Annotated in this window: 16 protein-coding genes; all 16 read left to right on the top strand. The window is 47.1% G+C overall.

All coding sequences use genetic code 11. The annotated features are described in order from the left end of the window. Window positions 1-5 precede the first annotated feature (5 nt). Entirely contained in the window at window positions 6-275 is a 270-nt protein-coding gene (locus Selli1_RS12065) for a DUF1294 domain-containing protein (RefSeq protein WP_281873104.1), read from the top strand. A 15-nt stretch (window positions 276-290) separates the two neighbouring features. Continuing rightward, the gene (locus tag Selli1_RS12060; protein WP_118637533.1) at window positions 291-1,193 is read left to right on the top strand and encodes a carbon-nitrogen hydrolase family protein; all 903 of its coding nucleotides are present in this window, start codon (window positions 291-293) and stop codon (window positions 1,191-1,193) included. Window position 1,194: 1 nt separating this feature from the next. Continuing rightward, complete coding sequence (gene crcB / locus Selli1_RS12055) at window positions 1,195-1,569, top strand: fluoride efflux transporter CrcB (RefSeq protein ID WP_281873102.1); 375 nt, start codon at window positions 1,195-1,197, stop codon at window positions 1,567-1,569. A 203-nt stretch (window positions 1,570-1,772) separates the two neighbouring features. Further along, complete coding sequence (locus Selli1_RS12050) at window positions 1,773-2,093, top strand: PadR family transcriptional regulator (RefSeq protein WP_087169404.1); 321 nt, start codon at window positions 1,773-1,775, stop codon at window positions 2,091-2,093. Continuing rightward, window positions 2,093-2,821, top strand: coding sequence for a DUF1700 domain-containing protein (locus tag Selli1_RS12045; RefSeq protein WP_281873101.1), 729 nt, complete (start codon window positions 2,093-2,095; stop codon window positions 2,819-2,821). Before Selli1_RS12050 ends, Selli1_RS12045 begins: the two co-directional genes overlap by 1 nt. A gap of 1 nt (window position 2,822) precedes the next feature. After that, window positions 2,823-3,656: a DUF4097 family beta strand repeat-containing protein gene (locus Selli1_RS12040; protein ID WP_281873099.1), complete on the top strand. Its 834-nt coding sequence runs from the start codon at window positions 2,823-2,825 to the stop codon at window positions 3,654-3,656. 50 nt (window positions 3,657-3,706) lie between these two features. Then, the gene (locus Selli1_RS12035; RefSeq protein WP_087169401.1) at window positions 3,707-3,910 is read left to right on the top strand and encodes a PspC domain-containing protein; all 204 of its coding nucleotides are present in this window, start codon (window positions 3,707-3,709) and stop codon (window positions 3,908-3,910) included. A 50-nt stretch (window positions 3,911-3,960) separates the two neighbouring features. Beyond that, window positions 3,961-4,158, top strand: a complete 198-nt coding sequence (locus tag Selli1_RS12030) for an alpha/beta-type small acid-soluble spore protein (protein ID WP_204864409.1) — start codon at window positions 3,961-3,963, stop codon at window positions 4,156-4,158. Between the two features lie 276 nt (window positions 4,159-4,434). Next, the gene (locus tag Selli1_RS12025) at window positions 4,435-5,133 is read left to right on the top strand and encodes a WecB/TagA/CpsF family glycosyltransferase (protein ID WP_158099221.1); all 699 of its coding nucleotides are present in this window, start codon (window positions 4,435-4,437) and stop codon (window positions 5,131-5,133) included. 197 nt (window positions 5,134-5,330) lie between these two features. Continuing rightward, the gene (locus Selli1_RS12020; RefSeq protein WP_087169398.1) at window positions 5,331-6,419 is read left to right on the top strand and encodes a PucR family transcriptional regulator; all 1,089 of its coding nucleotides are present in this window, start codon (window positions 5,331-5,333) and stop codon (window positions 6,417-6,419) included. A 48-nt stretch (window positions 6,420-6,467) separates the two neighbouring features. Continuing rightward, on the top strand, window positions 6,468-7,154 hold the full coding sequence (gene ftsE, locus Selli1_RS12015; protein ID WP_087169397.1) for a cell division ATP-binding protein FtsE: 687 nt from the start codon (window positions 6,468-6,470) through the stop codon (window positions 7,152-7,154). After that, complete coding sequence (ftsX, locus tag Selli1_RS12010; RefSeq protein WP_191427027.1) at window positions 7,144-8,052, top strand: permease-like cell division protein FtsX; 909 nt, start codon at window positions 7,144-7,146, stop codon at window positions 8,050-8,052. Before ftsE ends, ftsX begins: the two co-directional genes overlap by 11 nt. Before the next feature lie 21 nt (window positions 8,053-8,073). Then, complete coding sequence (locus tag Selli1_RS12005; protein WP_281873097.1) at window positions 8,074-9,246, top strand: murein hydrolase activator EnvC family protein; 1,173 nt, start codon at window positions 8,074-8,076, stop codon at window positions 9,244-9,246. A gap of 23 nt (window positions 9,247-9,269) precedes the next feature. Next, a complete protein-coding gene (locus Selli1_RS12000; RefSeq protein WP_087252496.1) occupies window positions 9,270-10,478 on the top strand; it encodes a S41 family peptidase in 1,209 nt (402 codons plus the stop codon). Between the two features lie 96 nt (window positions 10,479-10,574). Further along, window positions 10,575-11,909: a dihydroorotase gene (locus tag Selli1_RS11995; protein ID WP_281873096.1), complete on the top strand. Its 1,335-nt coding sequence runs from the start codon at window positions 10,575-10,577 to the stop codon at window positions 11,907-11,909. Between the two features lie 5 nt (window positions 11,910-11,914). Next, window positions 11,915-12,841, top strand: coding sequence for an orotidine-5'-phosphate decarboxylase (gene pyrF, locus Selli1_RS11990; RefSeq protein WP_087169393.1), 927 nt, complete (start codon window positions 11,915-11,917; stop codon window positions 12,839-12,841). The last annotated feature ends 12 nt before the right edge of the window (window positions 12,842-12,853 follow it).

The following is a 12,853-nucleotide window of genomic DNA, read 5'->3' as shown; positions in this document are numbered from 1 at the left end:
AAGCGATGATCTGGCAGTACCTGCTTTTGGTGATGGCGGCCTGGAACGTAATCGTACTGATATTGTACGGAATTGATAAATGGAAAGCAAAGCATGACAGATGGCGGATTTCCGAGGCAGCGCTCCTTGGAAGTGCCTTCTGCCTTGGAGGGGCGGGAGCTCTTTTTGGCATGACCGTTTTTCACCATAAGACAAAAAAATGGAAATTCCGGATTCTGGTACCGCTCTCTGTTGTTTTACAGGCGGCAGTTGTGTACGGAATCCTTCCGCGATAAAGGAGAGCAAAAGAAATGAAAATTGCACTGGTACAAAAAAAGGCAGTGCCGAATGATGTGAAAGCAAATCTGGATCTGGCTGTCCGTTATATGGAGGAAGCCGGGCGGGCAGGCGCGGATCTGGTGCTTTTCCCGGAAATGTGGTCGATTGGATATGCGCCGCCTTTTCCGGAGGCATTTGATGATCCCTTTCAGAAAGAAAGAGAAAAAGAGCGAAAGGCATGGATTTCTCAGGCGGTTGGAGAGGACAGTGCCTATATCCGGACACTCAGGGAGACGGCAAAGCGGCTCTCCGTCGGCGCAGTGATCACCGGTATGTATGAAGGGGAAAAAGGACCGCAGAATGAAGCATTTCTGATAGGAAGAGAAGGAGAAATCCTTCTTCGATATGCCAAGGTACATACGTGTGACTTTTCCCTGGAGGCGCTGTTACAGAGCGGAACGTCCTTTGAAACCGCAGAATTTGACGGTGTCCGGATCGGAATCATGATCTGCTATGACAGAGAATTTCCGGAAAGTGCAAGGGTTCTCATGCTGAAAGGAGCAGAACTGATTCTTGTGCCGAATGCCTGCGACATGAATCCCGCCCGCCTGCACCAGCTGGAGGCACGTGCCTTTGAAAATATGACCGGAATTGCCATGGCCAATTATCCGGGCAGGGGATGGGGACAGTCCTGTGCGTTTTCTCCGGTTGTGTTCGGTGAAGATGGATATCAGGATCCGACAATTCTGATGGCATCGGAGGAGGAGGGGATTCTGATGGCGGAGTTTCCTATAGAAGAGATCCGGGAGTACCGGAAAAACGAAACGTGGGGGAATGCCTACCGGAAAACCGGAGCCTATGAAAAGCTTCTGGATCCGGCTGTAGAAGAGCCGTTTATACGAACCCCACTGACAAAGGAAAAGGAGGAAGGTTAAGATGCCGGGAGTTTGTTATGTGGCGCTGGGAGGAGCACTTGGCGCATCGGCAAGGTACGCACTGAGTCTTCTGCCGGTCAGGGGAGATTTTCCGGTCTGGACCTTCCTGGCCAATCTGCTGGGCGCGGTGGTAATCGGTTTTCTGGCAGGAATACTGGCGGGGGAGGATCCTGATGTGTCAAAAAGACACGCATGGTTCTGGAAGACCGGATTCTGCGGAGGCTTTACCACATTTTCCACATTTTCGCTGGAAGCCTGGACGCTTCTGGAACAGGGAAAAATGCTGAGCGGAGGACTTTATATTGCCCTGAGTGTAATCTGCTGTCTGGCAGGTGTATGTCTTGGAAGAATGATTGCAGTTCAGGTGCGGGGATAGAAGACAGGAGAATCCTGGAAACGGGGTTCTCTTTTATTTTGCAGAAAAGTCCTTTGTGGCAGTCTTCAGAAAATCTTTCGCATTTCTTTTATATAAATTCATTGACGTACAATATTATACGACGTATAATATAGAAAACGATATGATATAGGAGTCAATAAGTTTCGGGGAGGATACCCCGGCATATAAAAGGAAGTGAGGCTATGGTTTTTAATACCGGAGCAGCCCTTTTGGATGCAATTGTGCTGGCGGTTGTATCGCGGGAAGAAGAGGGGACATACGGTTATAAGATTACGCAGGATGTCAGAAAGGCGATTGACATTTCCGAATCCACACTCTACCCGGTGCTTCGCAGACTGCAGAAAGATGAGTGCCTGGAGGTCTACGACAGACAGTATGACGGAAGGAACAGACGGTATTATAAAGTAACTGACAAGGGAGCGGTCATGCTGGAGCTGTACAGGTCCGAGTGGCTGAAATATTCAAAAAAGATTACTGATATTTTTGAGGGAGGAATGATTTGATGAATCGTCAGGAGTTTTTGGAAAGATTGAGAATACTTCTCGGCGATCTTTCAGAAGAAGAGCGGGAAGAGGCCGTCCAGTATTATGAAGACTATTTTGCGGATGCAGGACCGGAGATGGAGGAACAGATCATAAAAGAACTGGGAAGTCCGGAGAAAGTTGCCCTGATGATCCGGGAAGGATTAAGAGGGGAAGATGCAGGGGATGCGTACGCTGAGAATGGATTTTTTCAGAGCCGGTACGACGACAGAGAGGTGCCGGCGGACTATACGACAAGCAGCGGTTACACGGGAAAAGAGGAGTCGTACCGCGGATACGGAGACGGGCAGCCGGAGAGGAGGCCCTGGACCAGCAGGACATTAAAAATTATTTTGATCATACTTATTATCTGTGTAGGATTTCCTGTCGTGATTCCAATCGTCGGCGGAGCTGTAGCAGGGCTTTTTGGACTGATTGCAGGAGCCTTCGGAATCTTTTTTGCTTTTGTTATTTTTTCATTCTGCATTGCGGTTTGCGGAGTGGCGATGGCAGTGGCAGGAGTGACAGTAATGTTTTCTTCAATTTCAGCAGGATTCCTCGTCTGCGGAATCGGGCTTCTTCTGCTTTCCGCGGGAATTCTGCTTACCGTGTTCAGCGTCAGACTCTGCTGCGTCATGGTTCCGTTTATTTTCCGGGTGTTGACAGGAGTCACAAGGAGACTGTTTTACAGAGGAAAGGAGCGCGCATAGTATGAGAAAGAGGTGGAAAGGTGTTCTGATTACTTGTGGAATACTGGCTGTTCTGGGAGCGGGGATGTGTGTTTCGGCAGCAGCGATCGGAATAGACCGGTCAGAAATACCATCTGATTTTTTCCCGCATGTCAGATGGCTTCATGAAAATGACACAGAGCATCACGAAAAAACAGGAGATACTGTATATTTCAAGAGTTTTTCGGGAATTCAAAGTCTGGATATCCGGGCAGAAGCAATGAAAGTCGAGGTAAAGACCAGTACGGGCCAGTCCGGTCAGATACGGATTGACACAAGAGATGTGGATACGGAGTCCGATCTGGAAGTGAAAAAAGACGGGACAAAACTTGTGGTTCGCTCAGAAAAGGAAAGAAATAATCATTGGCAGGATGACTCGGATGCTACGGTGATTATTACTGTACCGAAGAAGATTGAATTTGATAAGGTAAAAGGATATGCCGGTGCAGGATCTATATGGTTTGAGGAGATTCGATGCGAGAAGCTGGATCTCGATGTTGACGCTGGAGCTGTAGAGGCAGATACATTTTCGGTAGGGAAGATAGAGATTGAATGTGATGCAGGAAGTGTAGAACTGAGCAGAGGGAACAGCCCGTCCGATACAGACGTTTCCTGTAATGCAGGAGGCATTACACTCGAACTTTCCGGGGACCGGTCTGAATACGATTATAAGATGAAGGCAAGTGCAGGAGATATCAGTATCGACGGTGAATCCGTTGCTTCGGGACTTCAGGAAAACTATGATCAGAACCACGGAACAGGGAAAAAGATCAAAGCTGACTGTATGGCAGGAAGCATCGAAATTGTATTTGAATAATTCGGGAAGAAACGGAGAACTCAGATAAACGGACAGGAGGAATAGAAGATATGGAACCGGAAAAAAGATTATACCGTTCAAATCATGACAGGTTGCTCTGCGGAGTGTGTGCAGGTGTGGCAGAATATTTCCACATTGATCCGACCATCATACGGCTGGGATACGTTTTGTTTACCTGCGCAAGCTTCGGGACAGGAGTCCTGGGATATTTCATCGCGGCCGTTGTGATGCCGGAGCGTCCGGAAGGCGTATAAAGAAGGAAAAGGATGGAAATACTCTCTCCATGAAAGGAGAGGGTATTTTTATGTCTCAGAAAAAAGAAAAGAAAATCAACTTAAGCGAACTGACAGAAGAGGAAAAGTTAAAATACGAGATTGCGGAAGAACTTGGACTTCTGGACCAGGTGATGAATGACGGATGGAAGTCTCTTTCCTCGAAGGAGACAGGGAGAATCGGAGGAATGGTGAACCGAAGGAGGAGGGAAAAGAAAACCGGGGAGTGAATGGAGATACGCCAGGGGCAAGCTCGGAAATCGGAGGAGGGGAAATGGAAGAGGGAAGCGAAATGACCGATTTCCTCGCTTGATGGCTGTCGCCATACGCCCAGAAACATATGTACGCCGTCCAGCAAACGAGTTTGCTTTCCGTCGTCCAATGTTCCTGGCCCCCTGGCTTGTAGCTTTACAAAAGTGTTAATTTGTGTGAAGAGTTTGTGAGAATTGTTGAAATTCGGCTGGGGGTCTGCTATAATTGCCCGGTTAGGAATGATAGGTGATAGTATGTGTGAAAAGTTTGAGGTTTTAGGCGTACAATTAGACGGATATACAGCAAAAGAGGCAATGCAGGAAGCAATCCGCTATATGGAAACGGAACCGATCAGTACTATAGAGATCCTGGCCGGAAGTTCAGTAATCGAACTGACAGAAACAGGTGATCTTCGGGAGAAGATTGCACAGATGGATCTTCTTGTCGTGGGAGACAGGACACTTCTGGAGTTGTCGGGGGTGGAAGACCGGACGCTTCTTCGGGAGGCTGAAACGAATCTGTTTGTCAAGATGTTTCTCAGATATCTGAAAAAGGATCGTCGGAAAGTATTTCTGCTGGCGCCGGGAGACGACAAACAGGAAATTCTGAGGGAGTATCTGGAGCGGTACTATTCCGGAATTGAGATTTCCGGTGCCGAGATCGTTGAGGACAGGCCCGGAGTGAGTGATATGATTGTCAATAAGATCAATGGAGCTGAGATTGACTGTATCATTTCCGTGCTTCCATCTCCGCTTCAGGAAGATTTTATTGGCGAGAACAAGTCTGTGCTGGATGCCAGAATCTGGGTGGGCCTTGGTGAAGTAATTAAGAATATACAACAGAAAAATAATAAAAAAAGCCGACTGCAGGATTTTTTTGTAAAATTCAAACTGAAATCGGAAATAAAAAGGAAAGAAAAGGAACAGCAGGGGCAGTCGGGAAGCAAACAGTAATTTCGTCACAATGCACAGAGTCATGCAGTGGAAAGACCGGATGCGGGGAGAGGAAATGCATAAAAAAATGCTATTTCCTCTTTCTTTTTTTGTGAATTTATATTAGTATATAACATAGGTGAGTTTTAGAAAACGAAAGAAAAGAACAATGCGATTGTGAAAATTGCATACAAAAAATGGAGAAAAGAGGAGTCGGAATGATATCAAACCAGATACTACAGAATACCATTGAAGGATTAAAGGGAATAACGAGAATTGATTTATGTGTCATGGATATCGATGGGAAGGTGCTGGCATCGACATTCCCTGAAAACGGCGATTATGAGAATGCGGTACTTTCTTTTGTAGCATCTCCGGCCGACAGCCAGGTGATCCAGGGATATCAGTTCTTCAAGATTTTTGACGAACATCAGCTGGAGTACATCCTTCTTGCAAACGGAGGAAATGACGACGTATATATGATCGGAAAGATTGCGGCATTCCAGATTCAGAATCTGCTTGTCGCATATAAAGAGCGGTTTGATAAAGATAATTTTATCAAAAATCTTCTGCTGGATAATCTTCTTCTGGTGGATATTTATAACCGTGCCAAAAAATTGCATATTGACACTGACGTCAGACGTGTTATCTTTATTATTGAAACTTCTCACGATAAAGATACGAATGCACTTGACAATGTTCGTACTCTTTTTGGTGGAAAGACAAGAGATTTCATCACGGCCGTAGACGAAAAGAATATTATTGTCGTAAAGGAGCTTTCCGCGGGAGAAGGCTATGCCGAGATGGAAAAGGTTGCCGAAGAGATGCTTTCTATGTTAAAATCAGAAGGCGAAGAGGGGGCTCATATCGCATACGGTACGATCGTAAGTGATATCAAGGAAGTGTCAAAATCATATAAAGAGGCAAAGCTTGCTCTGGATGTCGGGAAGATCTTCTTTGAGGAGAAGGATATCATTGCATACAGCGCGCTTGGCATCGGCCGGCTGATCTACCAGCTTCCGATTCCGCTGTGCAAGATGTTTATCAGGGAGATTTTTGAGGGAAAATCCCCGGATGACTTTGATGAGGAGACGCTGACAACAATCAACAAGTTTTTTGAAAACAGCCTGAATGTATCTGAGACATCGAGACAGCTGTATATCCATAGAAATACACTGGTATACCGTCTTGACAAGCTTCAGAAGAGCACCGGGCTGGATCTTCGTGTGTTCGAGGATGCCATTACTTTCAAGATTGCGCTGATGGTAGTCAAATACATGAAGTATATGGAGACACAGGAATACTAAAAGGCAGCCAGATTACAAGGAGTATCAGTAATTAGCAGGAGGAGACTTATGATTGAATTTAAGGAAGTAACGAAGGAGTATTCCAAAGGGATTGCTGCGCTCAATGGTGTAAACCTGAAGATTGAAAAAGGAGAGTTTGCATTTATTGTCGGTGACAGTGGTTCCGGGAAATCTACACTGATTCGTTTACTGTTAAAGGAACTGGATCCGACCAGCGGCAGTATTATTGTCAACGGCCAGAACCTGAACCGTCTGAAACACAGAAAGATACCTCAGTACCGGAGACATCTGGGGGTTGTATTCCAGGATTTCCGTCTTCTGAAAGACCGGAATATCTATGAGAATATTGCATTTGCTCTCCGCGTGACAGAGACATCACCGCGTATTATCAAGCAGAAAGTGCCGGCAGCATTGTCGCTTGTGGGACTGGCACAGAAATATAAAGCGTTTCCGAAAGAACTCTCCGGAGGGGAACAGCAGAGGGTGGCCATTGCAAGAGCAATTGTTAATGAGCCTGCGATCCTGCTGGCGGATGAGCCTACGGGAAATCTCGACCCGACCAATTCATGGGAGATCATGAAGCTTCTTGAGGAGGCCAATGACCGTGGAACGACGGTCCTTGTCGTGACACATAACCAGGAAATCGTAAACGAGATGAAAAAACGCGTTATCACAATGAAGAAGGGCGTTATTGTAAGCGACGAACAAAAAGGTGGGTATAATAATGAAAATTAGTACAATAGGATATTCGACAAAGCAGGGGGTTAAGAACATTTTCCGTAACAAGCTGTTCTCACTTGCTTCTGTTGCAACGATGGCAGCATGTATTTTCGTGTTTGGCCTTTTCTTTGCGATCGTCATGAACTTCAATTACATGGTTCAGAAGGCAGAAGAAGGGGTTGCGATTACAGTTTTCTTTAATGAAGGCACCTCCGAAGAGCAGATTCAGGCCATCGGAGATGACCTGAAACAGCAGGACGGTGTCCTGAGAGTAGAGTACGTCTCAGGAGAAAAGGCATGGGAAGAGTTCCAGGAAGATTATTTTGCAGGCAATGAAGATGCGGCAGAGGGATTTGCTGATGACAACCCGCTGATCAATTCCAATCACTATGAGGTGTATATGAGCGATGTCTCAAAACAGCAGGATATCGTAGAGCACGCACAGAGTCTGGAGGGAGTCGGCAATGTCAACAAATCTGACGTTGTTGCCAAGACACTGACAAGACTGAACTCCCTGATCTGGTATGTATCCATTGCGATTATCGCGATCCTGCTTGCTGTATCCGTATTCCTGATCAGCAACACAGTTACAATGGGTGTGACGGTACGGCGTGAAGAGATTGCCATTATGAAATATATCGGTGCGAAGGACGGGTTTGTCCGGGCGCCGTTTGTAATCGAAGGTCTTATCATCGGAATCGTGGGAGCGATTATTCCTCTGATTCTTCTCTACTTCATGTATAATAAGGCAGTAGAGTATATTATGACGAGATTCAGTCTTCTGAACAATATTATTGATTTTATTCCTGTCATGGATGTTTACCGTACGTTGCTTCCGGTAGGGCTTGCTCTGGGTGCCGGTATCGGATTCCTTGGAAGTTTTATCACCATTCGGAAGCACTTGCGCGCGTAGTCATAAGGAGGACAAAAGATCATGTTGAAAAAGAAAGCCAGACATATGGCAGTTGCGTTCATGGCGGGCATCATGATATTTTCACTTACCGCAGTTCCTGTGCAGGCTGATTCTATTTCAGAGGCCGAGCAGAGAGGAAAGGAGCTTCAGCAGCAGAAAGAAGCGGCGGAGAATGAGAAAAATTCACTTGCCGGTCAGCTGAATCAGGTGATCAGCGATATGCAGGAAGCGGAGGAAAAGCTGACAAAGAAGCAGGATGAGATCAAAAAAGCACAGGATGAACTTGTGCAGGCCCAGATTCAGGAAAATGACCAGTATGAAGCGATGAAGCTTCGCATAAAATATATGTATGAGAACGGAAACACCAGCCTGCTTGAGATCCTTTTAAGTGCCAGGAGTATGGGAGACCTGCTGAATAAAGCAGAGTATGTTCAGACAATCTCCGAGTACGACAGAAACATGCTGGAAAAGTATGAACAGCTGACAAAGGAGATTGAAAAGAAAGAACAGGTACTGAAGAAAGAGGAAGAGGAATTAAAGACACTTCAGAATGACCTGATTGCAAAGCGTGACAGTGTCAACCAGCTTCTCGCGGAAAAGGAAGTGCAGATTTCCAGTCTGGAACAGCAGATCGGTGAAAATGCCGCAAAGCTTCAGCAGCTGATTAAGGAGGCCGAAGAGGCCAAGAGACGTCAGGCGGAAGCGGAAGCTGCCAGAAAGGCAGCAGCAGAAGCTGCAAGGAGAGCCGCTCAGGCCGCATCTTCTTCCGGAAGTTCATCAAGTGCGGGAAGTTCCTATGTGTCCGGAAACGGTACACTGGCTTACCCGGTTGCAAGTCCGCGGATCACAAGCGGGTATGGATATCGTACAGCTCCGACGGCAGGTGCGACGAGCAGACATGACGGTATCGATTTTGGCGGAGCGACCGGAACGCCGATCTATGCGTCGGAAGCCGGAACCGTTGTCACGGCATCTTATAACAGCGCACGTGGAAATTATGTAGTAGTCAATCATGGAAATGGAATCCAGACATGGTACCAGCATTGCAGCGCCGTGTATGTCAGTGCAGGACAGAAGGTGTCCAGGGGACAGAATATTGCGGCGATCGGTGCGACGGGAATTGTAACCGGACCGCATCTTCACTATGAAGTACATGTAAACGGAACACCGGTGAATCCATTGAGTTACTTATAATTTCAGACTCAGAAAGGGATCAGATGGAAGATCAAAGGAAAGAAAAACGAATTTTACTTAAGGGGGCGCTTTATGGCGCCCTCACGATGTTTATGGCGGCACTGCTTGTGCTGGCAGGATTAACAGCAACGGGAAGGATCAGTCTTCACACGGATGCAATCAGTGCCGGCACGTCAAGGAAGGCTGCCGAGATACAGAGTATTATCGAAAATCAGTTTCTCTATGAGGATGAGGTAAGAGAGGAAGATCTGCAGGATATGTCACTGAAAGGCTATGTGGCGGGACTTGGAGATCCCTACTCGGTCTATTATGACAAGGAGGAGACAGAAGACCTTCTTGCTTCCACCGAGGGAAAATATGCGGGGATAGGGGCTTTGATGGCACAGGATCAGGAGACACTTGAGATTACCGTGCAGGAAGTCTACGAAGACACCCCGGCTGAGGACGCAGGAATGAAAAACGGAGATGTCCTTCTGTCGGTAGACGGAAAGGACGTGACGGGAATGTCCCTCTCAGATGTTGTAGATCTGGTAAAAGGAGAAGAAAATACGAAGCTCACCGTAACTGTACGCAGAGATGGCAGCAGTATTGATATGGAAATGACAAGAAAGATTGTGGAGAACCGGACTGTAAAGACCGAGATGAAGGAAGGCGGAGTCGGATATCTTAAGATTACCGAGTTTGACAGTGTTACTTATGAACAATTCCAGAACGGACTGGAAACGTTGGAAAAAGAAGGAATGACAGCTCTTGTCGTGGATCTTCGTGACAACCCGGGAGGAAATCTGGATACCGTTTGTCAGATTCTTGATCTGCTTCTCCCTGAGGGGACAATTGTCTATACTGAAGACAAAAACGGGGAGCGTGTGGACACGAAAACATCAGATGATGAGCACCAGTTTACGAAGCCCCTCGCAGTTCTTGTGAACGGCAGAAGTGCAAGTGCCTCTGAAGTTTTTTCCGGCGCGGTTCAGGACTATGGGACAGGAACCATCATCGGGACACAGACTTACGGGAAAGGGATCGTACAGACGCTCTACTCCCTGTCTGACGGCTCCTGCTTAAAACTTACGACGGCACAGTATTTTACGCCGGACGGCCGAAATATCCATGGAGAAGGAATTACCCCGGATATTGTTGTGGAAAAGTCAGCGGATGATCAGACGGACAATCAGCTGGAAAAAGCGGTCGAGACAGTACAAAATGCCGTAGATGGAACAGAAAAGGAATGATATTTTCATTCCTTTTTTTTATGTCCTATGGTAAGATAGATATGATATATACTTGAGCATGAGGAATATGCAAAAGCAGAAAGGAAAGAAAACTGAATGAAAACATGGATTCAGAATGGACATGTGCTGGATCCGCTTACCGGAACAGATCAGGTCTGTGATGTTCTGGTAGACGGAGAAAGAATCAAAAAAGTAGGAACCAGAGAAGAAATACAGAGATGCCTTGAAAGTGAGGATGTGCAGATGCTGGATGCTTCCGGCTGCTACGTGATGCCGGGATTTATCGATCTGCATGTACATTTCCGCGATCCGGGGCTGACGTATAAAGAGACTTTGAAAACAGGAGGCGAAGCGGCTGCCCGGGGCGGGGTAACAACAGTATGCGCCATGCCGAATACAAAACCGGTGATTGATACGAAAGAAAAGGTGGAGGAAGTACACCGCCGGGCAAAGGAAGAGTCGCCGGTGAATATCATCCAGCTTGGAGCAATCACGGTAGGAGAAGAGGGAAAAGAACTTGCCGATATCAAGGGAATGGCAGAAGCAGGGTGCATGGCACTTTCCGAGGACGGAAAGTCAGTCATGAATTCCGCACTGTACCGTAAGGGAATGAAACTTGCGAAAAAGTACGGACTTCTGATTTTTGCGCACTGCGAGGAGATCGATCTGCGCCGGGATCCGGATACCGGAGAGGACGGCGTGATGAACAAATGTCAGAGAAGCGAGGAGCTTTCGCTTCCGGGAATCACCAATTCCGTTGAGGACATTATCACCGCTCGTGATATTTTTCTTGCAAAGGATACCGGAGTACACCTGCATCTGTGCCACTGCTCCACAAATGGCACAGTGGATCTGATGCGGATGGCAAAGGCGGAAGGCATTTCTGTTTCAGCAGAAGTCTGCCCGCACCATTTTACCCTTTCCACCGATGATATTACGGAGGACCATGGACGGTTCAAGATGAATCCTCCTCTTAGGGAGATGGAAGACGTGGAAGCGCTCCGCCAGGGATTGAAGGAAGGAGTCATGGAGGCCATCTCCACGGATCATGCCCCGCATTCCGTTGAGGAGAAAGACGTACCGATGAGAAAGGCGGCGTTTGGAATTGTAGGACTGGAGACCAGCGCGGCGCTGACTTATACAGAGCTTGTCGAGGGAGGCGTGCTTACGCCGATGCAGATGGCAGAGCGGATGAGTTTTGCGCCGGCAAAAATTCTGGGATTGAAGGACAAAGGTTCTGTATCCGAGGGAAAGATCGCGGATCTGGTTGTCTTCGATCCGTCCAGAGAGTATGAGATCGATACGGACACCTTTTTCTCGAAAGGGAAGAATACTCCGTTTGACGGATGGAAGGTCAAAGGAGATGTCAAATACACACTGGTAGACGGAAACGTTGTCTATAAAAATCAAGCATATGAGGAACAGGAGTAGAGAGTATGATTAACAAATTAGTGGAAAACATTAAGAAAACAAATGCACCGATCGTAGTAGGACTGGATCCGATGTTGAATTATATACCGGATCAGGTAAAAGCAAAAGCATTTGCAGAATTCGGAGAGACACTGGAAGGAGCTGCGGAAGCAATCTGGCAGTTCAATAAAGAGATCGTGGACAAGACTTACGATCTGATTCCGGCAGTGAAACCGCAGATCGCCATGTATGAGCAGTTCGGTATTCCGGGACTTGCGGCATTTAAAAAGACAGTAGATTACTGCAAGGAGAAAGGGCTTGTTGTTATCGGAGATATCAAGAGAGGGGATATCGGATCTACATCCGCAGCCTATGCGGTAGGACATATCGGAAAGGTACAGGTGGGAAGCAGATCCTACGCCCCGTTTGACGAGGATTTTGTGACAGTCAATCCGTATCTTGGTTCCGACGGAGTCAATCCGTTTATCGATGTCTGCAAAGAAGAAAAGAAAGGTCTCTTTATTCTTGTTAAAACATCCAACCCGTCAAGCGGTGAATTCCAGGATCAGCTGATCGACGGACGTCCGCTCTACGAACTGGTTGGAGAAAAAGTTGCCCAGTGGGGAGAAGGATGCATGGGAGATGAGTACAGCTACATCGGCGCGGTTGTAGGAGCAACGTACCCGGAGATGGGAAAAGTGCTCCGCAAGATTATGCCGAAGTCCTATATTCTGGTACCGGGATACGGCGCACAGGGCGGACAGGGCAAGGATCTCGTACACTTCTTTAACGAGGACGGTCTTGGAGCAATTGTCAACTCATCCAGAGGCATTATCGCGGCCTACAAGCAGGAGAAATACGCACGTTTTGGAGCCGAGAATTTTGGAGATGCTTCCAGAGCGGCTGTAGAAGATATGATTGCGGATATCAGTCAGGCACTGAACAACAGATAATACCGGATAAGG

The sequence above is a fragment of the Sellimonas catena genome, assembly GCF_027924685.1.
Lineage (GTDB): Bacteria > Bacillota > Clostridia > Lachnospirales > Lachnospiraceae > Sellimonas > Sellimonas catena.
Note: the sequence above shows the minus strand (reverse complement) of the source record. Positions and strands in the feature narration are given on the sequence as shown.